Here is a 25,150-nt window from a genome sequence, read left to right as displayed (position 1 = left end):
TGATCGGGGGCTTCGGCCTTCCTTCGCTTTCCCCGGCGGCTCGGACCGCTTTAACGCAGACTTCTAGGGTTTTTCATGACGCGCTACATATTCGTCACGGGCGGTGTTGTTTCTTCATTGGGGAAAGGCATTGCCTCCGCTTCATTGGCGGCCATCCTGGAGGCGCGGGGACTTAAGGTCACCATGCTCAAGCTGGACCCGTACATCAACGTTGACCCGGGCACCATGAGCCCGTTCCAGCACGGTGAAGTGTTCGTCACCCACGACGGCGCCGAGACCGACCTGGACCTGGGCCACTACGAGCGGTTCATCCGCACGACCATGACCCAGAACAACAACTTCACCACCGGCCGTGTCTACGAGCACGTGCTGCGCAAGGAGCGCCGTGGTGACTACCTGGGTGCAACCATCCAGGTGATCCCGCACATCACCGACGAAATCAAGCGCCGCATCATCAAGGGTGCAGGCGATGCCGACGTGGCAATGGTCGAGATCGGTGGCACCGTGGGTGACATCGAATCCCAGCCGTTCCTCGAAGCCATCCGCCAGTTGCGTTTCGAAGTCGGCGCCAAGCGCGCGATGCTGATGCACCTGACACTGGTGCCGTACATCGCCACCGCCGGCGAAACCAAAACCAAGCCTACCCAGCACTCGGTCAAGGAACTGCGTTCCATCGGCCTGCAGCCGGACGTGCTGGTATGCCGCTCCGACCACGCGATCGACATCGCGTCCCGTCGCAAGATCGCCCAGTTCACCAACGTTGAAGAACGTGCGGTGATCGCCCTGGAAGACGCCGACACCATCTACAAGATCCCGGGCATCCTGCATTCCCAGGGCCTGGATGATTTTGTTGTCGAGCGTTTCGGCCTGCAGTGTGGCGGCGCCGATCTGTCCGAGTGGGAAGCCGTGGTCGACGCCAAGCTCAACCCTGAGCATGAAGTCACCATCGCCATGGTCGGCAAGTACATGGAACTGCTGGACGCCTACAAGTCGCTGATCGAAGCGATGAGCCACGCGGGCATCAGCAACCGTACCAAGGTCAACCTGCGCTACATCGACTCCGAAGACATCGAGAACCAGGGCACTGCGCTGCTGGAAGGCGTTGACGCCATCCTGGTTCCGGGCGGCTTCGGCCTGCGTGGCGTGGAAGGCAAGATCACTGCCGTCCAGTACGCTCGTGAGAACAAGGTGCCGTACCTGGGCATCTGCCTGGGCATGCAAGTGGCGGTCATCGAGTTCGCCCGTAACGTGATGGGCTGGAAAGACGCCAACTCCACCGAGTTCGATCGCACCAGCGGTCACCCGGTCGTGGGCCTGATCACCGAGTGGGAAGATGCCACCGGCGCGGTCGAAACCCGTACCGAAACCTCCGACCTGGGCGGCACCATGCGCCTCGGCGCGCAGGATTGCCTGCTGGAGCCGGGCTCGCTGGTTCACGATTGCTACGGCAAGGACGTGATCGTCGAGCGTCACCGTCACCGCTATGAAGTGAACAACAACCTGCTGCCGAAAATCATGGAAGCCGGCCTGAAAATCTCCGGTCGTTCCGGTGATGGCGCGCTGGTTGAAGTGGTTGAAGCACCGGATCATCCATGGTTCGTGGCGTGCCAGTTCCACCCGGAGTTCACATCGACCCCGCGCGACGGTCACCCGTTGTTCAGCGGCTTCGTCAAAGCAGCACTGACGCAACATCAGAAGAAGGCGTAAACCTGATGGCCCAGAAGATCATTCGCGTAGGCGACATCGAGATTGCCAACGACAAGCCCATGGTGCTGTTCGGCGGCATGAACGTGCTGGAAAGCCGCGACATGGCGATGCAGGTCTGCGAAGAGTACGTGAAGGTGACCGAGAAACTCGGTATCCCTTACGTGTTCAAGGCCAGCTTCGACAAGGCCAACCGTTCGTCCGTGACCTCCTACCGCGGCCCGGGCCTTGAAGAAGGCATGCGGATCTTCCAGGACATCAAGCAAGCCTTCGGCGTGCCGATCATCACCGACGTCCACGAGCCGGAACAGGCTGCCGTGGTCGCCGAGGTGTGCGACATCATCCAGCTGCCGGCCTTCCTGTCGCGCCAGACCGACCTCGTGGTCGCCATGGCCAAGACCGGCGCTGTGATCAATATCAAGAAGGCCCAGTTCCTCGCGCCCCAGGAAATGAAACACATCCTGAACAAGTGCGTGGAAGCGGGTAACGACCAGTTGATCCTCTGCGAGCGTGGTTCGAGCTTCGGCTACAACAACCTCGTGGTGGACATGCTCGGTTTCGGCATCATGAAACAGTTCGAATACCCGGTGTTCTTCGACGTGACCCACGCGCTGCAAATGCCCGGTGGTCGTGCCGATTCCGCTGGCGGGCGCCGTGCCCAGGTACTGGACCTGGCCAAGGCCGGCATCAGCCAGTCCCTGGCGGGCCTGTTCCTGGAAGCCCATCCGGACCCGGACAACGCCAAGTGCGACGGCCCATGCGCCCTGCGCCTGGACAAGCTTGAGCCATTCCTGGCCCAGTTGAAGCAGTTGGACGACCTGGTCAAGAGTTTTCCAGTCGTCGAAACCGCGTAATATCGGCGAACCTAATTCTGTAGGAGCCGGCTTGCCGGCGATGGCATCCTCAAAAACGCCATCGCCGGCAAGCCGGCTCCTACAAAGCAGCAATGTGCGCGACAAGTTAAATCGAGCGGTATAGAGCGTTTTCGTCAACTTTGGAGTGTTTACAACAATGGCAAAAATCGTCGACATCAAAGGTCGTGAAGTTCTCGACTCCCGTGGCAACCCTACCGTCGAAGCCGACGTGCTTCTCGATAACGGCATCATCGGCAGCGCCTGCGCGCCGTCCGGTGCTTCCACAGGTTCCCGCGAAGCGCTGGAACTGCGTGATGGCGACAAGAGCCGTTACCTGGGCAAGGGTGTACTCAAGGCAGTCGCCAACATCAATGGCCCGATCCGTGACCTGCTGCTGGGCAAGGACCCGCTTGACCAGAAAGCCCTCGATCACGCGATGATCAAGCTCGACGGTACCGAAAACAAAGGCAGCCTGGGCGCCAACGCCATCCTCGCCGTGTCCCTGGCCGCTGCCAAGGCCGCTGCACAGGACCAGGACCTGCCGCTGTACGCCCACATCGCCAACCTGAACGGCACTCCGGGTGTCTATTCGATGCCGGTGCCGATGATGAACATCATCAACGGTGGCGAGCACGCCGATAACAACGTCGACATCCAGGAATTCATGGTGCAGCCGGTTGGCGCCAAGACCTTCTCCGAAGGCCTGCGCATGGGCACCGAGATTTTCCACCACCTCAAGGCTGTGCTGAAGGCCCGTGGCCTGAGCACTGCGGTGGGTGACGAAGGTGGTTTCGCACCGAACCTGGCGTCCAACGAAGATGCACTGAAAGTGATCTCCGAAGCCGTGGCCAACGCTGGCTACAAGCTGGGCACCGACGTGACCCTGGCCCTGGACTGCGCGGCCAGCGAATTCTACGAAGACGGCAAGTACAACCTGTCCGGTGAAGGCCACGTGTTCACCTCCGAAGGTTTTGCCGACTACCTGAAGGGCCTGACTGAACGCTACCCGATCATCTCCGTTGAAGATGGCCTGGACGAGTCCGACTGGGCTGGCTGGAAAATCCTCACCGACAAGATCGGCGAGAAAATCCAACTGGTGGGCGACGACCTGTTCGTGACCAACACCAAGATACTGAAAGAAGGCATCGACAAAAAGATCGCCAACTCGATCCTGATCAAGTTCAACCAGATCGGCACCCTGACCGAAACCCTGGAAGCTATCCAGATGGCCAAGGCAGCGGGCTACACCGCCGTGATCTCCCACCGCTCCGGCGAAACCGAAGATTCGACCATTGCCGACCTGGCCGTGGGCACTTCGGCCGGGCAGATCAAGACCGGTTCCCTGTGCCGTTCCGATCGCGTTTCCAAGTACAACCAATTGCTGCGTATCGAAGAGCAACTGGGCGGCAAAGCCAAATACAACGGTCGCAGCGAGTTTCGCGGCTGATTGTTAAATGGTAAAAGGTCAGCGGATTACGTCGGAAAAATCACAATAGCGTGAATTTCGACGCTAATCTCATGACTAACAAGCACAAGCCTGGTTTTTCCAGGCTTCGTGCTATCAGTTGCTGCAAAAGTTTTGCATGGCTGTCTTTTTTCACTGGATACCCGATATTCGATGCGCAGTCCCAATTGGTTGTTCCTCGTCTTGCTCTTGCTGCTGGCTGGCCTGCAGTACCGCCTTTGGGTGGGGAATGGCAGCTTGGCGCAGGTCACCGAACTGACCCAGCAAATTGCCGCACAGCACGCCGAAAACGAGGTGCTGCTGGAGCGCAATCGCGTGCTCGATGCCGAAGTACTTGAACTGAAGAAAGGCATGGAGACCGTTGAAGAACGGGCTCGTCACGAGTTGGGCATGGTCAAGGAGGGCGAGACCCTCTACCAGTTGGCCCAATGAGTATTTCGTCACCGGCCTTCTGGGCCGTGATTCCTGCCGCGGGCGTTGGTGCCCGTATGGCCGCGGACCGTCCCAAGCAGTACCTGCAACTGGGCGGCCGGACTATTCTTGAACACAGCCTTGGCTGTTTCCTCGACCACCCTGACCTCAAGGGGCTGGTGGTCAGTGTTGCTGTCGACGACCCTTACTGGCCAACCCTGGCCTGCGCCACCGACCCGCGTATCGTGCGTGTGGACGGCGGTGAAGAGCGCTCGGGGTCTGTACTTAACGCCTTGCTGTACCTGCATGGCCAGGGCGCCGGCGATGATGACTGGGTGCTGGTGCACGATGCGGCCCGGCCCAACCTCAGCCGCGACGACCTCGACAAACTGCTGTTTGAGCTCGCCAACGATCCCGTCGGCGGTCTGCTGGCGGTGCCGGCGCGGGATACCCTCAAGCGCGCCGACAAGCATGGCCGGGTGCTGGAAACCGTTGATCGCAGCGAAATCTGGCAGGCCTACACACCGCAGATGTTTCGCCTGGGCGCCCTGCATCGGGCCCTGGCCGACAGCCTGGTGTCGGACGTGGTCATCACCGACGAAGCCTCTGCCATGGAATGGGCCGGCCACGCGCCGCGCCTGATCGAAGGCCGTTCCGACAATATCAAGGTCACTCGCCCCGAGGACCTTGAATGGCTGCGCCAGCGCCGAGCCAGCCAGCCCAGATGATTCAGCCGGATACCTGCTCCACACCGGGCCGGGCTTTCAGTGCATCAACCAGCGCCTGCTGGCTGTCGAAATATTTCTGATCGATTGACCAGCCCGCCGCACTGATGAAAAAACGCGTGCCTGTTTGATTGACCGTGATGGTCTGGATGTTGCCCCGTCGGGACCGGTAGAGAATCTGCGCCGACGTTGTGGGCGTGGCCGCCGTGAGCAGGAACTGCCCCGGTTTTGTCAGTTGTTTCTCAGGGTCTCTCAGCACTAGGCTGTGTGACGGCCCTGGCGTTTCTTGGGCTGGCCTGCGCAATGACGCGGTATCAACCCGCAATACAAAATTCGCCTTGACCGTCGCGTCGCCCCGGCCGATTCCCATGCTGGAGGTCTGCCCGGGGTCGGCCTCAATCCCCAATTGTTGCCCGGGACGGGCATCCTCTATCCGCAGACCGATGCTGCCCGTCAACTCTGCCAGCCCCGGGACTCCCCGATAATTGTTGGTATGGCTGTCACCCACGAATGCGATCCACTTTCCCGGATGGCGCTTGGTGGTCTGGATCCATTGAATCACTTCGGTTGCGTAGAAATTCATCATCTGCTGGCGAAGTGTGCCACTGGCATCAGGCATGTCCCGGATCATGTAACTGACGGTGCAATCGATGGGTTGTACCTTGATGCCGGCCTCCCTGGCTTTGATTACGATATTTTGAAACGTGTAATAGCTATCGCGCAAAGGTGGGTAGATGCCCTTCAGGTAATTTTTCAGCTCATCGGGCATGCGCGCCGACCTGGAGCGGTAGAACAGCTTGAGCAACGGCGTATGAATGTCCGTCAGCAAATGCTCGAAATAGATCCGCTTTACCCCGACTCGCGCCAGCTCCTGCATGTTATCGATCAGAAACGCCTTGCTCGACACCGCGCCGTGGGTTTCGCCCACCACCAGGCCATCGCTGGCACCGAACAGTTTGTGGATGATGCTGGTCTGGGCTTCGTCGAGGCTGAACGTCGGCAGTACCGGCCGGAGAGGGGAGAGCATTCGGTTATTAAAAAACTCGGTAGAGTCCTGGGCCAATTTACCTCTCTTTTCAAAGAACAGGCTGCGGGTATCCCGTAGCGCTTGTTGCTGGCTTCCAAGGGGTTCGAAGTCTGCGGAGAACGAATTGTTGTCGCTCATCATGTTCGCCACGGCATCGCGCAACGGTGCTGGCATTTCATAGGTGTTGAAAAAGGTGGAATGGTCGGGGCCGCCAAAAAACCGGTAGATGCGTTGCCAGCCATTGCGAAACGCACCGCCTCCGCTCAATCCCGCGCGCCGCCATCGCCGGTCGGCACTTTGTATGGCGTAGAGCCCGGTCGCATGGATTTTTCCGGGGAGCACAGGATCGGTCATGAACAGTTCGAAAAAACCGCCCTCATTGGGAGTGCTGTAGGTCAAGAACGGGTCGCCATTGATCTTTACCGTCTGCAGGCCTGTGGGCGCCGGCGGAGGCAGTTTGGCCGGTGCCCATCCTTCATCTGTTGCAGGTGTTGAGCCGGTGGTGGTGATACTGACCCTGATGTTGCCGTTGCTCTCTCTGGACGCCTTGCCCAGTTGCCTGCGCAGGCTGTTGAGGCTGGCTGCCTGGGTCGTGAGGCCATGAATCGTCACCGGCATCGCATTCAGGGCGCCGAAGATGATGCGTTCCGTGCCTTTTGGTTTGTCTCTGAGCACGTCGTCGGCGCCAATCGCCATCTCGGTGAGGCCTTGTGTCAGAAAGCAGAATTCCGCCAACAGTGCCGAGCGCATTGCCAGTGCCAGGGGGAGTGCCAGCAGGCAGCCTTTTTCCAGGCTGTCGAGGGTGTTGGCCTTGCGGGTGTCGAGGGGGGACACGATGGTGTTCGCCATCAGCTTGCTGATGCGTGCTTTCACCTGGCGAGTCACGTAGTCGAACGGGTCGCCGCTGAGTGGCGGGTACGTGGGGTTGTTGATGTATTGCGCGGGATCCCAATAGGCGTCCGGCAGCAGTTTGTTGAACAGCCCGGACGCCGGGGCCGGGCCGGGAAAAGCGCTCATGCCGATCAACGCTTCCTCGACACCGTTGTAGATCAGGCCGGAGTCGACGGTGTCGGGGTCGAAATGGTTGGTCAGGGCTTTTCGCTGAGTGGCGTTTTTGGCCACGCTCACCACCTTTGCACGCATGGAGGCCGGATGGGTATAGCCGTGGAAGGGCGACGAGTTGCCCGGAATGTAGAGCAGGGTGATTTGGCTCTGGTTGTCGGTGATGGTGAGGATGTCGGTGGCTTCGCTGTTGTGAATGCGCAGCAGCCGCAGGGAGATGCCGGCGTCCGGGACGTAGGGCGCCTGCATGTCCTCGAGGGTCAGGTTGCTGAAGTCTTTCTCGACCGCTACGCCGGCCGCCCGTGCTGCCAGTTGGCGCTCTTCAACGGTAAGGCTGAACTCTTCGAACTGAATCAGGTAGGCCTCGATAAAGGCGATGCGCATCAGGGTTTTATAGTTTTCCTGATGCTTGTCCCAGAAAGCCAGGATGGCATTGTTGTAAGCCTCTTCAAAATTGCTCGATTGCACGGCGACGCGAAAGGTTTGAGGCGAGATGTCCAGCTGTGTATCCGGGCCATACACCTGCGGCAGGCTGCGCAGGTAAATGGCTTCATAACGTTGCGGGGGGATCCAGCCGCTGGTGATGAACTCGTCGTTGAATACCGCCGGGATCCGGTTATCCATCAGGCGCGGCAACTCGGGAACGATGTTGAAATACGGCGCGGTCATGGAGTACTCGGTGATGTTGACCAGCCCGCCGGGGGCCACTGGCGCATTGGTGATCAGCGCCTCGGTCAACGTCATTGACTGCACAATCGCGCCGGTGAATGGCGCGTCGGGGTTGTCGGTGTTGTATTCGATTGTGGTCAGCAGGGTGTTGTCCGGGTCCAGTTCTTCGCTGCAGAACGGCTGGGCCCGTTCGCGAATCAGGTTGGCGGCAATTTCGCCGGGAACCGGGAAGTCGGCCAGTACTTTGTGAATAAAGTGGTTGGTGCGTTGGATCTGCGGGGTGTTAGTGCTCATCTGCTTGCCTTGTGGCAGTGGAAACTGCGGGTATTTGCAGGCAAGCGGGTACTGGTCGGGTGTTACTTATCTGGGGGTGTACACCGGGTTTTTAGCGAGCCCGTCCTTAAGGAAATCCACTAGCTTTCGCACTTTTGGCGACAGATGACGCTGTTGCGGATACAGCGCCCACACGGCGGTATTCGGCGGCTGGTGAGCCTCAAGCAACGACACCAGGGCGCCGCTGTTCAGATGCTCCAGCACGTAGTAGTCGGGCAACTGACACAACCCCACACCTTGTAACGCGGCATCGAGCACCGCTTGCCCACTGTTGCAGCGCCAATTGCCCTGTACGCGTTGGGAAAATTCCCGCCCGTCCTGTTCCAGTTGCCAGATGTCGGAGCTGCCGATCAGGCAGTTATGCCGGCTCAATTCCGACAGGCTGTGTGGGCGACCATACCGTTCAAGGTAGGAGGGCGATGCGCACAGGTACATGCGCCGTGGCGCCAGGCGGCTGGCCACCATGCGTGAGTCGGAAAGCCGCCCCAGACGGATGGCCAGGTCCAGGCCTTCATGCACCAGGTCCAGCTGGCGGTTACTCAGTTCCACGTCCACCCGCAGTTGCGGATACAGCCCCATGAAGCGCGTTACCAGCGGCACGATAAACCGTTCGCCATACGCCACTGCGCAGGTCATGCGCAGCATGCCTTTGGGCTCGCTGGCCAGGTCGCCCACGGCGCGCAGGGCCTCCTCGCGGCCATCCTGCAGGCGCTGGCAGTGCTGCAAAAACGTCTGGCCGGCCTCCGTCAGCGTCACCCGACGGGTACTGCGATACAGCAGTCGCGTTTGCAGTCGCTCTTCCAGCCGTGCCACCTGGCGGCTGATATGGGAGGACGAAACCCCGAGACGCTCCGCTGCCGCCGTGAATTGGCAGCATTCAGCCACGGCGACGAATTCGTCGATGCCTTCCCAGCGGTTTTCCAGCATGAGGATTATCCCTGTACGGCAATAATGTTTTGCTTTGGTCTGGATTATTAATCAACCAGCCATGTTTTACACTGTCGGTCTTACGTTTTTAATCCATGGAGAAACCGGATGATCAAGTCCCGCGCGGCCGTAGCCTTCGAAGCCAAGAAGCCCCTTGAGATCGTTGAAGTGGATGTGGCCATGCCCAAGGCTGGCGAAGTGTTGCTGCGGGTGGTGGCCTCCGGTGTCTGCCATACCGACGCCTACACCCTGTCGGGCGCCGACCCGGAAGGCATCTTCCCGTCGATCCTCGGCCATGAAGGTGGTGCGGTGGTGGAAGCCATCGGTGAAGGCGTGACCTCGGTGGCGGTGGGCGACCATGTGATCCCGCTGTACACCCCGGAATGCGGCAAATGCAAATTCTGCCTGTCGGGCAAGACCAACCTCTGCCAGGCGATTCGCGCCACCCAGGGCAAAGGCCTGATGCCCGACGGTACTTCGCGCTTTTCCTACAAGGGCCAGCCGATTTTCCACTACATGGGCACCTCGACCTTCTCCGAATACACCGTGCTGCCGGAAATCTCCGTAGCCAAGATCCCCAAAGAAGCGCCGCTGGAAAAAGTCTGCCTGCTGGGCTGTGGCGTCACCACCGGCATCGGTGCGGTGATCAACACCGCCAAGGTCAAGCCGGGCGACACCGTGGCCATCTTCGGCCTGGGCGGTATCGGCCTGTCGGCGGTGATCGGCGCGGTAAAAGCCAAGGCCGGCCGCATCATCGCCATCGACATCAACCCGGCCAAGTTTGAAATCGCCAAGCAACTGGGCGCCACCGACTGCATCAACCCGAAAGACTACGACCGCCCGATCCAGGACGTGATCGTTGATCTGACCGACGGCGGCGTCGACTTTTCCTTCGAATGCATCGGCAATGTCCAACTGATGCGTGCGGCCCTGGAGTGCTGCCACAAGGGTTGGGGCGAGTCGGTGATCATCGGCGTGGCCGGTGCCGGCCAGGAAATCGCTACCCGTCCGTTCCAGCTGGTGACCGGTCGCGTCTGGCGCGGTTCGGCGTTTGGTGGTGTGCGCGGTCGCAGCGAATTGCCAAGCTACGTGGAAATGGCCCAGACCGGCGAAATCCCGTTGGATACCTTCATCACCCACACCATGGGCCTGGAAGATATCAACAAGGCGTTTGACCTGATGCATGAAGGCAAGAGCATCCGTACCGTCATTCACTTCTGAGGTCGGCCATGAGTCTGGAAAACCTGTCATGCCAGAAAAGCTTCGGCGGCTGGCACAAACGCTACAAGCACCATTCCGATGTGCTGGGCTGCGACATGACCTTCGCCGTGTACCTGCCGCCGCAAGCGGAGCAGGGCGGCAAATTGCCGGTGCTGTACTGGCTGTCGGGGCTGACCTGCACCGATGAGAACTTCATGCAGAAGGCCGGCGCCCAGCGCATGGCGGCCGAATTGGGGTTGATCATCGTGGCGCCGGACACCAGCCCGCGCGGGCCCGGGGTGCCGGGTGACCCGGACAACGCCTGGGACTTCGGCCTCGGCGCCGGCTTTTACCTGAATGCCACCCAGGAACCCTGGGCCCAGCACTATCGGATGCATGACTACGTGGTGCAGGAATTGCCGGCATTGGTCGAAGCGCATTTCCCGGCTTCGGCCAAGCGCGGGATCAGCGGCCACTCCATGGGCGGTCACGGCGCGCTGGTGTGTGCCTTGCGCAACCCGGGGCGTTATCAGTCGGTGTCGGCCTTCTCGCCGATCAACAACCCGATGGATTGCCCGTGGGGCCAGAAGGCGTTCTCCCGCTACCTCGGCGAAGAGCGCTCGAAGTGGCGCGAATGGGATGCCTGCGTGTTGATCAGCGAAGCCTCGGAAAAGCTGCCGCTGCTGGTGGACCAGGGCGATCGCGACGATTTCCTCGCGGTGCAGCTCAAGCCGCAAGCCTTGCAGCAAGCGGCCAAGGCGGCCAACCATCCGCTGGAGCTGCGCCTGCAACCGGGCTATGACCACAGCTACTTCTTTATCGCCAGCTTTATCGAAGACCATTTACGCCATCACGCACGCGCTTTGCTCGGTTAATGTGAGGCAAAAGTAGGTAGAATCACGCCCTGAATTAAATCGGGGCGTTTTTTTATGCGTATTGGCCACGGCTATGATGTGCACCGTTTCGCCGAAGGCGATTTCATCACCCTGGGCGGCGTGCGGATCGCGCACCACCATGGGTTGCTGGCTCATTCCGACGGCGACGTTGTGCTGCATGCCTTGAGCGATGCCTTGCTCGGCGCCGCTGCGTTGGGCGACATCGGCAAACACTTTCCGGACACCGACCCCACTTTCAAGGGCGCGGACAGCCGCGTGCTGCTGCGTCATGTGGTTGGCTTGATCCACGCCAAGGGCTGGAAGGTCGGCAACGTCGACAACACCATCGTTGCCCAGGCGCCGAAAATGGCCCCGCATATCGAATCGATGCGCGCGCTGATTGCCGCGGATCTTCAAGTTGAGTTGGATCAAGTGAACGTAAAAGCCACCACCACCGAAAAGCTCGGGTTTACCGGTCGCGAAGAGGGCATTGCGGTGCATTCCGTTGCCTTGTTGCTGCGCGCATGAATGATCTGCAACTGCTGGGCCCGCGTGCCTATGGCGACGCCTTGGGCAGCGCCGTCCTGAAGGCCACCGCCGAAGACTTCCAGGTGGATGAAGTGCTGGACATCCCGCTGAGCGGCGAGGGTGAACACCTGTGGTTATGGGTGGAAAAGCGCGGCCTGAATACCGAGGAAGCGGCGCGGCGGATTGCCAAGGCGGCGGGCGTGCCGTTGCGCACCGTCAGCTACGCCGGGCTCAAGGACCGCCAGGCGCTGACCCGCCAGTGGTTCAGCGTGCAATTGCCGGGCAAGGCTGATCCGGACCTGAGTGGGGCGGAAAACGACACCCTGAAGATCCTCAAGACCGGCCGCCACAAGCGCAAGCTGCAGCGCGGCGCCCATTCGGCCAACGGCTTTACCTTGCGCCTGACCCAGTTTGCCGGTGATGCCGCGGCCATCGACGCGCGCCTGCAACTGATCGCCAAGCAGGGCATTCCCAACTATTTCGGCGCCCAGCGTTTCGGCCATAACGGCGGCAACGTCGTCGATGCCCGCGACTGGGCGGCGCGCAAGGCCTTGCCGGAGCAGCGCAACGTGCGTTCGCGGCTGCTCTCGACGGCGCGCAGCTTCCTGTTCAATAAAGTGCTGGCGGCGCGAGTGGCCGACGGTTCCTGGCAGCGCGCCCAGGTCGGCGATCTGCTGGCGTTTACCGACAGCCGCAGCTTTTTCCCGGCCGGGGAGACTGAATGCAGCGACCCGCGCCTGGCCATCCTCGACCTGCATCCCACCGGCCCGCAATGGGGCGAAGGTGATTCGCCGGCGTCGGGGGCGACCTTCGCGCTGGAACAGGCGATTGCCGACGGTGAAGCCGACCTGCGGGATTGGTTGGTGAATGCCGGCATGAGCCAGGAACGTCGCATTCTTCGACTGCCCATTGGCGGGTTGACGTGGCATTATCCCGAGTCTGACATTCTGCAATTGGAATTCGTCCTGCCGGCTGGATGCTTCGCTACCGTATTGGTGCGCGAGCTTGTAGATCTGGTGCCGGTGGGGCAGACGGACAGCCCATGCGTATTCTGATATCTAACGACGACGGGGTCACTGCACCCGGCCTTGCCGCGCTTCATGCTGCGCTGGCGGATTACGCCGAGTGTGTGGTGGTTGCCCCCGACCAGGACAAAAGCGGCGCCAGCAGCTCGCTGACGCTCGACCGTCCGTTGCACGTACAGACGTTGCCCAACGGCTTTATCAGCGTGAACGGCACGCCGACGGATTGCGTGCACCTGGCGATCAACAGCCTGCTGGAGCGTGAGCCTGACCTGGTGGTTTCCGGGATCAACCTGGGGGCCAACCTGGGAGATGACGTGTTGTACTCCGGCACTGTGGCAGCAGCCCTTGAGGGGCGCTTCCTCGGTCGGACTTCGTTCGCCTTTTCGTTTGCTTCCCGTCAATTGGACAACCTGGCAACCGCGGCGTATTTCGCCCGCAAGCTGGTGGAAGCCCATGACACCCTGGTGTTGCCGCCGCGTACGGTGCTCAACGTCAATATCCCCAACCTGCCCCTGGACCACATTCGCGGCATCCAGTTGACCCGCCTGGGCCATCGCGCCCGTGCGGCAGCGCCGTTGAAGGTGGTCGATCCGCGTGGCCGTGAAGGTTATTGGATCGCCGCTGCCGGCGATGCCGAGGACGGTGGCGAGGGCACGGACTTTCATGCGGTGATGCAAGGCTATGTCTCGATTACCCCGTTGCAACTCGATCGCACCTTCAGTGATGCCTTCAGTAGCCTCGATGGCTGGCTGGAGGGGCTGCGCTGATGGCTCGTGAACAAGACGACCTGCTGCGCCGGGGCATCGGGATGACCTCCCAGCGCACCCGCGAGCGTTTGATCCAGCGCCTGTATGAAGAGGGGCTGTCCAACGCCCAGGTGCTGGAGGTGATCCGGCGTACCCCACGGCACCTGTTTGTCGATGAAGCCCTGGCGCACCGCGCTTATGAAGACACGGCGCTGCCAATTGGCCACAACCAGACCATCTCCCAGCCTTATATGGTGGCGCGGATGAGTGAGTTGCTGCTGGCGGCCGGCCCGCTGGACAAGGTGCTGGAAATCGGCACCGGTTCCGGCTACCAGACGGCCGTGTTGTCACAACTGGTAGAGCGGGTGTTTTCCGTGGAGCGCATCAAGGTTCTGCAGGACCGGGCCAAGGAGCGCCTGGTGGAGCTGAACCTGCGCAACGTGGTGTTCCGCTGGGGCGATGGCTGGGAAGGCTGGCCGGCGCTGGCGCCGTACAACGGCATCATCGTCACCGCCGTGGCGACCGACGTGCCCCAGGCTTTACTCGACCAATTGGCTCCCGGCGGGCGCCTGGTGATTCCGGTGGGCTCCGGCGAAGTGCAACAATTAATGTTGATCATTCGTGAGGAAGAAGGCTTTTCCCGGCATGTGCTCGGTGCGGTGCGTTTTGTTCCGTTGCTTAACGGTCCGCTGGCCTGATCAATTATTCCTGCGTACTGAATTCTATTGCCGGCTATGTGTCTTACAGCGGGGTCTATGGAGTCAACATAGTCAGCCGCCGGGACTTGGCATGATGAAATTTTCTTTAGAATCGTGTTTCCAGTAAAAGTCCAACGGGCAGTTATACTTGCGTCATATTTCAAGCCTGATACAGGCGTTCATAGTCAGCCACCACAAAGGGAGCGGCGGGTGAGTCTCACGGTCATTGCACAGCGTATGAGTCAAACAAGCTTTCAGCGACTGGTGATTGGCCTTGTCTTGAGTTCCTTGCTGGCGGCTTGCTCAAGCACGCCATCCGGTGGTGCCCGAGTGGTCGACCGCAATAATGCGGTCCCGCAAAAACCTACCGTTACCACCGGGCAATATGTGGTGCGCAAGGGCGATACGATGTTCTCGATTGCCTTCCGTTATGGGTGGGATTACAAGGCGCTCGCGGCTCGTAACAATATTCCTGTGCCCTATACGATACATCCGGGCCAGACCATCCGTTTCGATGGGCGAACCGGTTCAGCACCGACTGCTGTCGTCACAAATACGGCCTCGTCGCCGTCTTCTTCAAGCAAAACTACAATCATCACCCGGCCTGCAGGCACCGCCGCGCCTGGGGTTGCGAGCAAACCGGCACCCGCGCCGATGCCGCCTGCCGGGCCTGCTCCTACCGGTTGGGGATGGCCCTCAAATGGCATCCTTATTGGAAAATTCTCTTCAAACGGTAGTTTGAATAAAGGCATTGATATCGCCGGGGATTTGGGACAGCCTGTTTTAGCTGCGTCTGATGGGACAGTGGTGTACGCCGGGAGTGGTTTACGGGGCTACGGCGAGCTGGTCATCATCAAACACAGCGATACCTACGTCAGTGCCTACGGTCATAACCGCAGGCTGTTGGTTCGGGAGGGGCAGCAGGTCAAAGTCGGACAGACAATTGCCGAAATGGGGTCAACTGGTACAGACCGGGTGAAACTGCACTTTGAGATTCGCCGCCAAGGGAAGCCTGTTGATCCGCTGCAATTCCTTCCCCGTCGTTGATGTGTTGCACAGCCTGTTCCCTCACGTAGAAGGAACAGGCTCCAGCGTTGCCAAGGATAAAGGCGTCGCTTGAGCTTGAGGTCGAACTCACCAAAGGACTATAACAATGGCTCTCAGTAAAGAAGCGCCGGAGTTTGACATCGACGATGAGGTTCTCCTTATGGAGACTGTCATCGATACGGAATCGATGTCGAATGAGGGACCTGCTGTACCTTCAGTTCGCACCAAGTCCAAAAACTCCACCGCGTTAAAGCAACACAAATATATTGATTACACGCGGGCGCTCGACGCGACCCAGCTGTACCTCAATGAAATCGGCTTTTCCCCTCTGCTCACTCCCGAAGAAGAAGTCCATTTTGCGCGCTTGTCGCAAAAGGGTGATCCGGCTGGGCGCAAGCGCATGATTGAAAGCAACCTGCGACTGGTGGTGAAAATCGCCCGACGCTACGTCAATCGTGGGTTGTCCCTGTTGGACTTGATCGAGGAGGGCAATCTCGGCCTGATCCGAGCGGTGGAGAAGTTTGACCCTGAGCGGGGTTTCCGCTTTTCAACCTACGCCACCTGGTGGATTCGTCAAACCATCGAACGGGCGATCATGAATCAAACCCGTACGATCCGGTTGCCGATCCATGTGGTCAAGGAGCTCAACGTCTACCTGCGGGCGGCGCGTGAGCTGACACAAAAACTCGATCATGAACCTTCGCCTGAAGAAATCGCCAACCTGCTGGAAAAACCGGTGGGAGAGGTCAAGCGTATGCTCGGCCTCAATGAGCGGGTGTCTTCAGTCGATGTCTCGCTGGGTCCGGATTCGGATAAAACCCTGCTGGACACCCTCACCGATGATCGCCCTACAGACCCTTGTGAGTTGCTGCAGGACGACGATCTGTCGCAAAGCATCGACCAGTGGCTTTCGGAGTTGACGGACAAACAGCGTGAGGTGGTGATTCGCCGCTTCGGGCTGCGCGGCCACGAAAGCAGTACCCTGGAGGATGTTGGCCTGGAGATCGGCCTGACCCGTGAGCGGGTTCGGCAGATCCAGGTAGAGGGCCTCAAGCGCTTGCGCGAGATCCTGGAGAAGAATGGCTTGTCGAGTGAGTCGTTGTTTCAATAACGGCCTGTAAGGCAGCTATAAAAAACGCCCGGTGCATGTGAATGCGCCGGGCGTTTTGCTTTGGGGGCGCGCGTAGCAGCTGTCGAGCGCCAGCGAGGCTGCGTCCGGCCTCAACTCGGTGTCGCGCCCTACGCAGCCTAGCTGGCGCTCGACAGCTGCTACGATAGCCAAATCCCAGGCACAAAAAAGCCCCGCTTTTAAGGGCGGGGCTTTTCGACTAAATCAGTACAAGTTAGATAACTTGAACTTCTTCAGCTTGCATGCCTTTCTGACCGCGGGTAGCGATGAAAGAAACCTGTTGGCCTTCTTTCAGGCTTTTGAAGCCGTCGGATTGGATAGCTTTGAAGTGAACGAACAGGTCGTCACCGGATTGTGGAGTGATGAAGCCGAAGCCTTTTTCATCGTTGAACCACTTAACGGTACCAGTTTGGCGATTAGACATGGTGTATCTCCTTGGACAAAGTTAACTGCGACTCAGGAAAAGCCCTGGCCGAGACTGAGTGCAAAGAGCAGGAAAAATTCTTGGAGATGGTTGGATCGAAATTCAACATATCGTGTAGAGATTCTCAGTGACACAAGCAGCACAGTGGCGCCACCTTAACCCTTTTTCCGGAACGTGCCAATGGTATTTCCGAAGGTTTCTCTATTTTCGTGACTGGCGGCAGCCTGATACCGCACCAACGCTCCACAATTGAAGGTGCGCCCCGCCCAGCAGGGGCTGCACGGCACCAAGAAAAACAGCCGCCCCTTTGAACCACGGGGCCAGCCCCGGTAAGATGCCCAACAGAATTTTTTCACCTCGCTATTCAGGACACCCGCCATGAGCATCAAATCGGACAAGTGGATTCGCCGCATGGCGCAAGAGCACGGCATGATCGAGCCCTTCGTGGAGCGCCAGATGCGCGGCGAAGGCGCTGAGCGGCTGATCTCGTTCGGGGTTTCCAGCTACGGCTACGATGTACGTTGCGCCGATGAGTTCAAGGTGTTTACCAACATCAACTCGGCAACCGTCGATCCGAAAAACTTCGACGAAAAAAGCTTCGTCGACGTCAAGAGCGACGTCTGCATCATCCCGCCAAACTCCTTTGCCCTGGCGCGCACCGTCGAGTTCTTCCGTATCCCGCGCAACGTCCTGACTATCTGCCTCGGTAAAAGCACCTACGCGCGCTGCGGCATCATCGTCAACGTGACGCCGCTCGAACCGGAATGGGAAGGGCACGTCACCCTCGAGTTCTCCAACACCACCACCTTGCCGGCAAAAATCTACGCCAACGAAGGCGTGGCACAGATGCTGTTCTTCGAATCCGACGAAGAGTGCGAAGTGTCCTATAAGGACCGTGGCGGCAAGTATCAGGGCCAGCGTGGCGTCACTCTCCCACGCACCTGATCGAATCGTCTTACAGGCTAAGGGAATTTGTCAGCGGGCAGACACTCTATTGGGTGTACTGCCCCGTCGCGTGCACAACGCGCCGGGCCACGCTTGAGGAGTCCCCTATGAAGCTCGATCCGCGAATCAGCGCCGAACTCGCCCGGCTTGAACCCAATCAGATTGGCGTGATGGCCTGGTCCTTGATGGCCGATCCCGCCGCAGGCGGCATTCCCGGCCAGCCCGGCCCCGATGATCCCTGGCCCAACCAGCCTGAAGAACCCGGTGAGCCAACCCTCCCTGACGAACCGCCTCCCGCCCCTGTGGCCTGATTTCCTGCAGCCGTTGCCCGATGGTCAGTGGCTCAATGCACTGGCCATACTTCATGGTCCCCGATCACAAAGATCTGGCTGTCTTCCTCCATCTTCACGCAATAACCCCCTGTAAACGCGCCGAACGCCGGCAACAGGCTGACCTCGGCGCCGAGTTGGAAGCACGGCAGGCGCAAGCTTTGCCGGCCCTTGCCCCGCAAGCGATAGACCGGGTGCACGTGCCCGGCCAGTACATGGTGGCTGGCATGGACCTGCGGTTCGTGTTGCAGCGCAAACGGGCCCATCAGCAGGGGCTCGGTGACCACCTCCATGTTCAGATCGCCAGGCGGGTCGCCAGCGCGTTTGTCGTGGTTGCCGCGAATCAGCGTCAGCGCCAGGCCGGAATGACGCTCACGCCAAGCTCTCAGGGCGTTCAGGGTGCCGCTGGCGTGGGAGCCGGGCCCGTGGAGAAAGTCGCCGAGAAAGATCACCTGCTCACATGGATAGGCTGCCAACAGTCGGTCCAGGCGTTGCAGGTTGTCCGTCGTCGTGCCCTGCGGCACCGGCTGGCCCAGGCTGCGATAGGCCGACGCCTTGCCAAAATGCGCATCGGCGATCAGCAGGCACTTTCTCGCGGGCCAATACACAGCCTTGTCCGCCAGCAACCACAGCGTTTCTTCCGCCAGATGTATCGGGTAATGAACGGGCATCAGTTTTTCCCGTTATCGGCGACTTTTTCCAGATCCTTGACCATCCGTGCGATGCGCTCCGAGAGTTTTTCCGAGCTCAGGCTTTCCCGAAAACGCTCTACCAATAGCGGGAACGCCAGTGGCGTAGGCCGTTTGATCTGATGCAGGTCCAGTTTCAACCCTGACAAGTGGCGCAACGTCTCTTCCAGCCGACGAATATCCAGCTCTTCGCGCAGGACTTCTTCCCCGGCCTGGGCCAGCAACAGGTTCTGCGGGTCGTATTGCTTGAATACTTCAAAGAACAACCCGCTGGAAGCCTGCACCTGGCGGGTACTTTTCGGCGCGCCCGGGTAGCCGGCGAACACCAGCCCGGCGATCCGCGCGATCTCACGAAAGCGCCGCAGCGCCAGTTCACCGGCATTCAGGCTCGCCACGACGTCATCCAGCAGATGGTCCGCCGTGAGCAATTCCCCGCTTAATAGCGCCGGCCAATCCACCTCGGTTGCACTCAGTAGCTCCAACCCATAGTCATTCACCGCGATCGAAAACGTCACCGCCTGCTGCCGGCTGACCCGCCACGCCAGCAGGCTTGCCAGCCCCAGATGCACCTGGCGCCCGGCGAACGGGTACAGGAACAGGTGCCAGCCCTCCCGGGACTTGAGCGCCTCGGCCAGCAGATGCTCGCGAGTGGGCAGCCCGGACCAGCGCAACTGGGTTTCCAGCAACGGTTGCACCGCGTGCATCTCCGGGCCGAGGAAACGCCCGTGGGCGGCCGCATCAAAGCGCTCGACCACCGCCTGGGCCAGCTCGTTGGAAAGTGGCATGCGCCCGCCGTTCCAGCGTGGTACGGCGGCCTTTTTTGCGGTACTGCGCTTCACATAAGCGGTCATGTTTTCCACCCGTACCAATTCCAGCAAGCGCCCAGCGAACAGGAAGCCATCCCCCGGCTTCAATCGCGCAATAAACCCTTCCTCGACACTGCCCAGGGTCTTGCCACCGCCGCCCTTGCTCCAGAATTTCAGCTGGATACTGGCGTCGCTGACGATCGTCCCCACGCTCATCCGATGGCGCCGGGCCAGCCGGGCATCGGGGACGCGCCAGATGCCGTGTTCGTCCGGCTCGACCCGGCGGTAATCCGGGTAGGCCGTCAGCGACAGGCCACCATGGCGCACGAAACCCAGGGCCCAGGCCCAATCCGCGTCGCTCAGGTCGCGATAGGCCCAGGCGCTGCGGACTTCCTCCAGCAACGCATCCGGCACAAAACCGCCGCCCAGCGCCATGCTCACCAAATGTTGTACCAGCACATCCAGCGGCTTGTGGGGCGACTGACGGGCTTCGATGCGCCGTTCAGCGATGGCGTCCTGGGCGGCCGCGGCTTCCACCAGCTCCAGGCTGTGGGTCGGCACCAGCGTCACTCGCGACGGCCGGCCAGGGGCATGACCGGAGCGCCCGGCGCGTTGCATCAGGCGGGCTACGCCTTTGGCCGAGCCAATCTGCAGCACCCGTTCCACTGGCAGGAAATCCACCCCCAGGTCCAGGCTCGACGTACACACCACGGCCTTCAGTTGCCCGTCTTTCAGGGCTCGCTCTACCCAATCGCGGGTTTCCCGGGATAGCGAACCGTGGTGCAGAGCAATCAGCCCGGCCCAATCGGGACGAGCCTCGAGTAACGCCTGGTACCAGATTTCCGATTGCGCCCGGGTGTTGGTAAACACCAGGCAACTGCTGCTGGCGTCGACCTCGGCCACCACTTGCGGCAGCATCTTCAGGCCGATATGGCCGGCCCATGGAAAACGCTCGATCACTGGTGGCAACAGCGTATCGACCTGCAACAGCTTGGCGGTTTGCCCCTGCACGTTGATCCCGCCGCCCTGTGGGATCAACACCTCCAGCGCGTGAGCCTGGTTACCCAAAGTTGCGGAAATGCCCCACACAATCAGCTCTGGATGCCATTGCCGCAGGCGGGCGAGGGCCAGTTGCAGTTGTACGCCGCGTTTGTTGCCGATCAGTTCGTGCCATTCGTCCACGACTACCATGCGCAGATGGGACAGGCTGACCTCGCTGTCGGCGCGGGCGAGCATCAGCGTGAGGCTTTCCGGGGTGGTGATCAGGGTGGTGGGCAGGCGGCGGCTTTGTCGGGCGCGTTCGCTGCTGCTGGTGTCGCCGGTGCGCAGGCCGACGGTCCAGGGGATGCTCAGGGATTGGAGCGGTGCTTCAAGGGCACGGGCAGTGTCTGCGGCCAGGGCGCGCATGGGGGTGATCCACAGGACGGTCAGCGGTTCGGCGGGGGCTTTGCGTTTGCGGGGAGTGTCTTCGGTGATGGCGAAGCGGTTGAGGGCGGCGAACCACAGGGCGTAGGTTTTCCCGGCGCCGGTGCTGGCGTGGAGCAGTCCCGACTGGCCTTGCTTGACTGCGTTCCATACATCTTTCTGGAAGGCGAACGGTTTCCAGTTTTTGGCGGTGAACCAGTCTTTGGCGAAGTTGCTGGATTTGGCCATGCTTGGGGCTCTGGGGGGGTATTTCAGAGACCTTTGTTGTGGGGGAAAGGTTTAACGAATATTGGGGGCATATCCGTTGTTGCGGTAACGGCATCCTATGGTTTCGCTCTTACAGCGGGTCACTTTTGGCAAACGCCCGGAATGCCGGCCATCGTGGTTGACGGGGCCCGCAAATCAAAATCAAAAGCCAGATCAAAAGCCGCTTTTCTGTAGGAGCCGGCTTGCCGGCGAAGAACCTGAGAACGCCGCGTTCATTCAGGACGCCAACGTCATCGTTAACGACCATCGCCGGCAAGCCAGCTCCTACAGGGGATCGTGGTCGCTTTAGATTTTGATTTTGCTTCTACCACTCAAGCCGGCCTGTAGGCTGCTGTGCTGTTGATCTTGATCTTAGGCGGCCCGCAGCGAGGTGCCGAGTGGTTGGCGCTGTTCAAAAGTGAGCCGCTGTAAGAGCGGAACCCATATCAGCCATCACCTAAATAACGGATATGCCCCCCCAGCCCTACTTCAAATTCCCACTCAAAAACTGCTGCAACCGCTCGCTCTTCGGATTACCCAGCACATCCTCCGGCGCACCTTGTTCCTCCACCAACCCCTTGTGCAAAAACAGCACCTGGCTCGACACCTTCCGGGCAAAGCTCATCTCGTGGGTCACCATGATCATGGTCCGGCCTTCCTCAGCCAGCCCCTGAATCACCTTCAACACCTCACCCACCAATTCCGGATCCAGCGCCGAAGTCGGCTCGTCAAACAGCATCACCTCCGGCTCCATCGCCAGCGCCCGGGCAATCGCCACCCGCTGTTGCTGACCACCCGACAAAAACGCCGGGTATTGACCCGCCACCCGCGCCGGCAGCCCAACCTTGTCCAGGTAACGACGAGCCCGGTCCTCGGCGTCCTTCTTGCTGCAGCCCAAGACCCGGCGCGGAGCCATGGTGATGTTCTCCAGCACACTCATGTGGCTCCACAAGTTGAAATGCTGAAACACCATCGCCAACCGCGTACGCAGGCGCTGCAACTCAGCGTCATCAGCCACACGCATGCCATGGCGGTCGCTGACCATACGAATCTGCTGCCCGTCCAGGGTCATGGCCCCATCATTCGGCTGTTCAAGAAAGTTGATACAACGCAAAAAGGTGCTTTTGCCCGAGCCGCTGGCGCCGATCAAGCTGATCACATCACCGGTCTTGGCCTTGAGCGAGACACCTTTGAGCACCTCATTGTCGCCATAGCTTTTATGCAGGCCTTCAACGGTCAATTTGTACATGGGGCATGCATCCTCAAGGCGAAAGTAGGTAGCCGCTGCGATAGGCTTCAAGGCCTGCGACATGGGCGATGACCATCCCGGCAGTGGCCATGCGCCGCAGCGAACGGGCGTAAAGCAGGCCGGCATTGCGGCAATGCACCGGCGTTACGCGGTCAGAAATGGGGTCGATGATTTCGGCGATCAGTTGCCCGGCTTCCACGTATTCCCCGGGCAGGGCGCTGAACACCAGCAAGCCGCCCACGGGCGTGGCCACCGGCTCGACGCCCGCCAGTGGTGTGGCGGGGTAGGGCAATTGCGGCAGCGGTGCAGGCTCGCCGCTGATCGCGCCGAAGTGAATCAGGTAATCAATGATCGCCTGGCAGTCGAGGCTGGCCAGGCCGTGGTTGACGTCGCCCTGGCCGCGCAGCTCGACGGTCACCGAAAAGCTGCCCATCGGGATCGGGAAACGCTCGCCAAACCGTTGCTGCAATTGCCACCACACCAAAGTGAAGCATTCATCGAACGATTGCCCGCCAGAGTCGGTGGCCAGCAGGCTGGCTTCCGACCCGATATAGCGCGCCAACGGCTCCACCTGGGGCCACGCTTCGGGGGTGGTGTACAGGTGCGCCACGGCTTCGAAGTCGCAGTGCAGGTCCAGCACCATGTCGGCATCGCATGCCAGGCGTTGCAGCACCAGGCGCTGGGACTCCAATTGAGTGGCGGGTGTTTGCGCCCCAAGGGCCATGACCAGAGCGTCGCGGATCAACTCGACGTTGTGCTGCGGATCGTCTCCCAGCAGTTCTTCAATCTGATTGCCGACTTCGTCGCTCAGGTCGACAAACAGGCGATTGAAGTTCTGCCCGCTTTCCAGCTCGTAGCGGCCCAGGGGGATGTCCATCAACACCTGTTCCAGGCCGGTGGGGTTGGCGATGGGCACCAGCACGATCTCGCTGCGCAGGCGGCCGGCCGCAGCCAGTTGTGCCAGGCGAGCCTTGAGATGCCAGGCCACCAGCATGCCCGGCAACTCGTCGGCATGCAGCGACGACTGGATGTAGACCTTGCCTTCTGCCTGCTCGGGCCCGAAGTGGAAACTGTGGATCTGCCGCGCCGTGCCCGGCACCGGCGCCACGAGTGGATGAATCTGATGACGCATGAAGGCTCCTTAGTGGCTGGGCCCGAGAAAGGCCAGCCAGCGGCGCTCCGCCAGACGAAACAGACCCACCAGGGCAAAGGTCACGGTCAGGTAGATCAGCGCAGCGATACCGAATGATTGAAACGTCATGTAAGTGGCCGAGTTGGCGTCCCGGGCGACTTTCAAAATATCCGGGATGGTTGCGGTGAAGGCCACCGTGGTCGAGTGCAGCATCAGGATCACTTCATTACTGTAGTACGGCAACGAGCGGCGCAGGGCCGACGGCATGATCACGTAGGCATACAGCTTCCAGCCGCTCAGGCCGTAGGCTTTCGCCGCTTCCACTTCGCCGTGGGCCATGCTGCGGATCGCCCCGGCGAAAATCTCCGTGGTGTAGCCGCAGGTGTTGAGGGCGAAGGCGAGGAGGGTGCAGTTCATCGCATCACGAAAGAACGCATCCAGCACCGGCTGCGCACGAACCGCCGCGATGCTGTAGATCCCGGTGTAGCAAATCAGCAACTGGATATACAGCGGCGTGCCGCGAAACAGGTAGGTGTAGAACTGCACCGGCCAGCGCACCCAGCGGTTGCGCGACACCCGGGCGATGGACAGCGGGATCGATACCAGAAAGCCAATGAAGATAGAGGCGCTGAGCAGCCACATGGTCATGGCCAGGCCGGTGATGTGCTGGCCGTCGCTATAAAGGAAGGGGCGCCAGTATTGCTGGATCAGTTCGATCATCGCACTGCCTCCCGTGAGCCTGCGGAGTAGCGCCGCTCGAGGCGGCGCAGGACGAAGTTGGATGCGCTGGTGATCAGCAGGTAGATAAACGCGGCGATCACCAGGAAATAGAACAGCTGATAGGTGCTCTTGCCTGCGTCCTGGGCAGCCTTGACCAGGTCGGCCAGGCCGATGATCGACACCAGGGCCGTGGCCTTGAGCATCACCATCCAGTTATTGCCGATGCCCGGCAGGGCGAAGCGCATCATCTGCGGGAAGGTCACGAAGCGAAACCGCTGGCCACGGGTGAGCCCGTAGGCCGTGGCGGCCTCCAGTTGGCCACGGGGCACGGCGAGGATCGCGCCGCGAAAGGTCTCGGTGAAATAGGCACCGTAGATAAAGCCCAGGGTGATGACCCCGGCGCTGAATGGGTCGATCTCGATGTAGTCCCATTCCATAAAGTCGGTAAAGCCGGTCAGCCAGATTTGCAGGCTGTAGAAAATCAGCAGCATCAGCACCAGGTCGGGCACGCCGCGAATCAAGGTGGTATAGATTTGCGCGGGAATCCGCAGGAACGGCAGGCTGGACAGTTTGGCGGTGGCGCCGAGCAAGCCCAGCAACACGCTGACGGCCAGGGAGAACACCGACAACTTGATGGTCATCCAGGTGCCTTGCAGCAACAGCGGGCCGAAACCCTTCAAGCTAAAGGCGCTGAGGCCCAGGGTTTGCAACAGATCTTCGAACATAAATCAGGACCTATGGCGATAAAAAAGCGCCCCTC

General features: G+C 60.4%; 24 protein-coding genes. 15 read left to right on the top strand and 9 right to left on the bottom strand.

Annotated features, from left to right (window positions below; all coding sequences use genetic code 11):
• The first annotated feature begins 75 nt into the window (after nt 1-75).
• The 5 genes from M2400_RS21310 (at nt 76) to ispD (ending at nt 5,162) form a co-directional block, all read left to right on the top strand.
• Nucleotides 76-1,707: a CTP synthase gene (locus M2400_RS21310; RefSeq protein ID WP_076015820.1), complete on the top strand. Its 1,632-nt coding sequence runs from the start codon at nt 76-78 to the stop codon at nt 1,705-1,707.
• 5 nt (nt 1,708-1,712) lie between these two features.
• Entirely contained in the window at nt 1,713-2,558 is an 846-nt protein-coding gene (gene kdsA / locus M2400_RS21305) for a 3-deoxy-8-phosphooctulonate synthase (protein WP_177042037.1), read from the top strand.
• 157 nt (nt 2,559-2,715) lie between these two features.
• Nucleotides 2,716-4,005, top strand: coding sequence for a phosphopyruvate hydratase (gene eno / locus M2400_RS21300; RefSeq protein ID WP_177042039.1), 1,290 nt, complete (start codon nt 2,716-2,718; stop codon nt 4,003-4,005).
• 171 nt (nt 4,006-4,176) lie between these two features.
• Nucleotides 4,177-4,455 carry a cell division protein FtsB gene (gene ftsB / locus M2400_RS21295; RefSeq protein ID WP_003219292.1) on the top strand — a complete coding sequence of 93 codons (279 nt, stop codon included), beginning with the start codon at nt 4,177-4,179 and terminating at the stop codon, nt 4,453-4,455.
• Nucleotides 4,452-5,162, top strand: coding sequence for a 2-C-methyl-D-erythritol 4-phosphate cytidylyltransferase (gene ispD, locus M2400_RS21290; protein ID WP_259199298.1), 711 nt, complete (start codon nt 4,452-4,454; stop codon nt 5,160-5,162). The genes ftsB and ispD overlap by 4 nt, the downstream gene beginning before the upstream one ends.
• Before the next feature lies 1 nt (nt 5,163).
• Here the strand turns inward: ispD and M2400_RS21285 are convergent, their stop codons facing one another.
• Both M2400_RS21285 and M2400_RS21280 read right to left on the bottom strand, forming a co-directional pair.
• Complete coding sequence (locus M2400_RS21285) at nt 5,164-8,211, bottom strand: membrane-targeted effector domain-containing toxin (protein WP_259199295.1); 3,048 nt, start codon at nt 8,209-8,211, stop codon at nt 5,164-5,166.
• A 66-nt stretch (nt 8,212-8,277) separates the two neighbouring features.
• Nucleotides 8,278-9,177, bottom strand: a complete 900-nt coding sequence (locus M2400_RS21280; protein ID WP_177042045.1) for a LysR substrate-binding domain-containing protein — start codon at nt 9,175-9,177, stop codon at nt 8,278-8,280.
• A gap of 108 nt (nt 9,178-9,285) precedes the next feature.
• On the opposite strand from M2400_RS21280, the gene M2400_RS21275 reads away from it, so the two are divergent.
• From M2400_RS21275 to rpoS, 8 genes are all read left to right on the top strand, one after another.
• Complete coding sequence (locus tag M2400_RS21275; protein WP_010176741.1) at nt 9,286-10,398, top strand: S-(hydroxymethyl)glutathione dehydrogenase/class III alcohol dehydrogenase; 1,113 nt, start codon at nt 9,286-9,288, stop codon at nt 10,396-10,398.
• A gap of 8 nt (nt 10,399-10,406) precedes the next feature.
• A complete protein-coding gene (gene fghA, locus M2400_RS21270) occupies nt 10,407-11,252 on the top strand; it encodes an S-formylglutathione hydrolase (RefSeq protein ID WP_177042047.1) in 846 nt (281 codons plus the stop codon).
• Between the two features lie 54 nt (nt 11,253-11,306).
• Nucleotides 11,307-11,780: a 2-C-methyl-D-erythritol 2,4-cyclodiphosphate synthase gene (gene ispF, locus M2400_RS21265; RefSeq protein WP_010176739.1), complete on the top strand. Its 474-nt coding sequence runs from the start codon at nt 11,307-11,309 to the stop codon at nt 11,778-11,780.
• Nucleotides 11,777-12,835 carry a tRNA pseudouridine(13) synthase TruD gene (gene truD, locus M2400_RS21260; RefSeq protein ID WP_177042050.1) on the top strand — a complete coding sequence of 353 codons (1,059 nt, stop codon included), beginning with the start codon at nt 11,777-11,779 and terminating at the stop codon, nt 12,833-12,835. Before ispF ends, truD begins: the two co-directional genes overlap by 4 nt.
• On the top strand, nt 12,823-13,572 hold the full coding sequence (surE, locus tag M2400_RS21255) for a 5'/3'-nucleotidase SurE (RefSeq protein ID WP_177042052.1): 750 nt from the start codon (nt 12,823-12,825) through the stop codon (nt 13,570-13,572). Before truD ends, surE begins: the two co-directional genes overlap by 13 nt.
• Nucleotides 13,573-13,613: 41 nt before the next feature.
• A complete protein-coding gene (locus M2400_RS21250; protein WP_010176736.1) occupies nt 13,614-14,249 on the top strand; it encodes a protein-L-isoaspartate(D-aspartate) O-methyltransferase in 636 nt (211 codons plus the stop codon).
• A 210-nt stretch (nt 14,250-14,459) separates the two neighbouring features.
• Nucleotides 14,460-15,296, top strand: coding sequence for a peptidoglycan DD-metalloendopeptidase family protein (locus tag M2400_RS21245; RefSeq protein WP_177076736.1), 837 nt, complete (start codon nt 14,460-14,462; stop codon nt 15,294-15,296).
• A 106-nt stretch (nt 15,297-15,402) separates the two neighbouring features.
• On the top strand, nt 15,403-16,407 hold the full coding sequence (rpoS, locus tag M2400_RS21240; RefSeq protein WP_003219274.1) for an RNA polymerase sigma factor RpoS: 1,005 nt from the start codon (nt 15,403-15,405) through the stop codon (nt 16,405-16,407).
• Between the two features lie 232 nt (nt 16,408-16,639).
• Here the strand turns inward: rpoS and M2400_RS21235 are convergent, their stop codons facing one another.
• On the bottom strand, nt 16,640-16,849 hold the full coding sequence (locus tag M2400_RS21235; protein WP_002554837.1) for a cold-shock protein: 210 nt from the start codon (nt 16,847-16,849) through the stop codon (nt 16,640-16,642).
• 378 nt (nt 16,850-17,227) lie between these two features.
• Between M2400_RS21235 and dcd the strand changes: the two genes are divergently transcribed.
• Together dcd and M2400_RS21225 are read left to right on the top strand one after the other, a co-directional pair.
• Entirely contained in the window at nt 17,228-17,794 is a 567-nt protein-coding gene (gene dcd / locus M2400_RS21230) for a dCTP deaminase (protein ID WP_003219273.1), read from the top strand.
• A 107-nt stretch (nt 17,795-17,901) separates the two neighbouring features.
• Entirely contained in the window at nt 17,902-18,105 is a 204-nt protein-coding gene (locus tag M2400_RS21225) for a hypothetical protein (RefSeq protein ID WP_003219272.1), read from the top strand.
• A gap of 32 nt (nt 18,106-18,137) precedes the next feature.
• Here M2400_RS21225 and pdeM read toward each other — a convergent pair whose 3' ends face one another.
• The 6 genes from pdeM to M2400_RS21195 all read right to left on the bottom strand — a co-directional run bounded on the left by pdeM (nt 18,138) and on the right by M2400_RS21195 (nt 25,115).
• Entirely contained in the window at nt 18,138-18,794 is a 657-nt protein-coding gene (gene pdeM / locus M2400_RS21220; RefSeq protein ID WP_259199268.1) for a ligase-associated DNA damage response endonuclease PdeM, read from the bottom strand.
• Nucleotides 18,794-21,271, bottom strand: a complete 2,478-nt coding sequence (locus M2400_RS21215; protein WP_259199251.1) for a ligase-associated DNA damage response DEXH box helicase — start codon at nt 21,269-21,271, stop codon at nt 18,794-18,796. Before M2400_RS21215 ends, pdeM begins: the two co-directional genes overlap by 1 nt.
• A 502-nt stretch (nt 21,272-21,773) precedes the next feature.
• The gene (locus M2400_RS21210; RefSeq protein WP_003209529.1) at nt 21,774-22,538 is read right to left on the bottom strand and encodes an ABC transporter ATP-binding protein; all 765 of its coding nucleotides are present in this window, start codon (nt 22,536-22,538) and stop codon (nt 21,774-21,776) included.
• Between the two features lie 13 nt (nt 22,539-22,551).
• Nucleotides 22,552-23,670 (bottom strand): succinylglutamate desuccinylase/aspartoacylase family protein, encoded by a 1,119-nt coding sequence (locus M2400_RS21205; RefSeq protein ID WP_259199247.1) that lies wholly within the window; start codon nt 23,668-23,670, stop codon nt 22,552-22,554.
• Between the two features lie 9 nt (nt 23,671-23,679).
• On the bottom strand, nt 23,680-24,390 hold the full coding sequence (locus tag M2400_RS21200; RefSeq protein ID WP_259199242.1) for an ABC transporter permease: 711 nt from the start codon (nt 24,388-24,390) through the stop codon (nt 23,680-23,682).
• Nucleotides 24,387-25,115 (bottom strand): ABC transporter permease, encoded by a 729-nt coding sequence (locus M2400_RS21195; protein WP_010176728.1) that lies wholly within the window; start codon nt 25,113-25,115, stop codon nt 24,387-24,389. Before M2400_RS21195 ends, M2400_RS21200 begins: the two co-directional genes overlap by 4 nt.
• Nucleotides 25,116-25,150: the final 35 nt, after the last annotated feature.

Origin of the sequence: Pseudomonas sp. BIGb0558, from assembly GCF_024807515.1 — a bacterium.
In the GTDB taxonomy this organism is placed as follows: Bacteria; Pseudomonadota; Gammaproteobacteria; order Pseudomonadales; family Pseudomonadaceae; genus Aquipseudomonas; species Aquipseudomonas yamanorum_A.
This window is presented reverse-complemented; position numbering and strand designations above follow the sequence as displayed.

Excerpts from the sequence above, each read along its gene's own strand:
- M2400_RS21310 (WP_076015820.1), top strand. The coding sequence starts at position 76 with ATGACGCGCTACATATTCGTCACGGGCGGTGTTGTTTCTTCATTGGGG.
- kdsA (WP_177042037.1), top strand. The coding sequence starts at position 1,713 with ATGGCCCAGAAGATCATTCGCGTAGGCGACATCGAGATTGCCAACGAC.
- eno (WP_177042039.1), top strand. The coding sequence starts at position 2,716 with ATGGCAAAAATCGTCGACATCAAAGGTCGTGAAGTTCTCGACTCCCGT.
- ftsB (WP_003219292.1), top strand. The coding sequence starts at position 4,177 with ATGCGCAGTCCCAATTGGTTGTTCCTCGTCTTGCTCTTGCTGCTGGCT.
- ispD (WP_259199298.1), top strand. The coding sequence starts at position 4,452 with ATGAGTATTTCGTCACCGGCCTTCTGGGCCGTGATTCCTGCCGCGGGC.
- M2400_RS21285 (WP_259199295.1), bottom strand. The coding sequence starts at position 8,211 with ATGAGCACTAACACCCCGCAGATCCAACGCACCAACCACTTTATTCAC.
- M2400_RS21280 (WP_177042045.1), bottom strand. The coding sequence starts at position 9,177 with ATGCTGGAAAACCGCTGGGAAGGCATCGACGAATTCGTCGCCGTGGCT.
- M2400_RS21275 (WP_010176741.1), top strand. The coding sequence starts at position 9,286 with ATGATCAAGTCCCGCGCGGCCGTAGCCTTCGAAGCCAAGAAGCCCCTT.
- fghA (WP_177042047.1), top strand. The coding sequence starts at position 10,407 with ATGAGTCTGGAAAACCTGTCATGCCAGAAAAGCTTCGGCGGCTGGCAC.
- ispF (WP_010176739.1), top strand. The coding sequence starts at position 11,307 with ATGCGTATTGGCCACGGCTATGATGTGCACCGTTTCGCCGAAGGCGAT.
- truD (WP_177042050.1), top strand. The coding sequence starts at position 11,777 with ATGAATGATCTGCAACTGCTGGGCCCGCGTGCCTATGGCGACGCCTTG.
- surE (WP_177042052.1), top strand. The coding sequence starts at position 12,823 with ATGCGTATTCTGATATCTAACGACGACGGGGTCACTGCACCCGGCCTT.
- M2400_RS21250 (WP_010176736.1), top strand. The coding sequence starts at position 13,614 with ATGACCTCCCAGCGCACCCGCGAGCGTTTGATCCAGCGCCTGTATGAA.
- rpoS (WP_003219274.1), top strand. The coding sequence starts at position 15,403 with ATGGCTCTCAGTAAAGAAGCGCCGGAGTTTGACATCGACGATGAGGTT.
- M2400_RS21235 (WP_002554837.1), bottom strand. The coding sequence starts at position 16,849 with ATGTCTAATCGCCAAACTGGTACCGTTAAGTGGTTCAACGATGAAAAA.
- dcd (WP_003219273.1), top strand. The coding sequence starts at position 17,228 with ATGAGCATCAAATCGGACAAGTGGATTCGCCGCATGGCGCAAGAGCAC.
- M2400_RS21225 (WP_003219272.1), top strand. The coding sequence starts at position 17,902 with ATGAAGCTCGATCCGCGAATCAGCGCCGAACTCGCCCGGCTTGAACCC.
- pdeM (WP_259199268.1), bottom strand. The coding sequence starts at position 18,794 with ATGCCCGTTCATTACCCGATACATCTGGCGGAAGAAACGCTGTGGTTG.
- M2400_RS21215 (WP_259199251.1), bottom strand. The coding sequence starts at position 21,271 with ATGGCCAAATCCAGCAACTTCGCCAAAGACTGGTTCACCGCCAAAAAC.
- M2400_RS21210 (WP_003209529.1), bottom strand. The coding sequence starts at position 22,538 with ATGTACAAATTGACCGTTGAAGGCCTGCATAAAAGCTATGGCGACAAT.
- M2400_RS21205 (WP_259199247.1), bottom strand. The coding sequence starts at position 23,670 with ATGCGTCATCAGATTCATCCACTCGTGGCGCCGGTGCCGGGCACGGCG.
- M2400_RS21200 (WP_259199242.1), bottom strand. The coding sequence starts at position 24,390 with ATGATCGAACTGATCCAGCAATACTGGCGCCCCTTCCTTTATAGCGAC.
- M2400_RS21195 (WP_010176728.1), bottom strand. The coding sequence starts at position 25,115 with ATGTTCGAAGATCTGTTGCAAACCCTGGGCCTCAGCGCCTTTAGCTTG.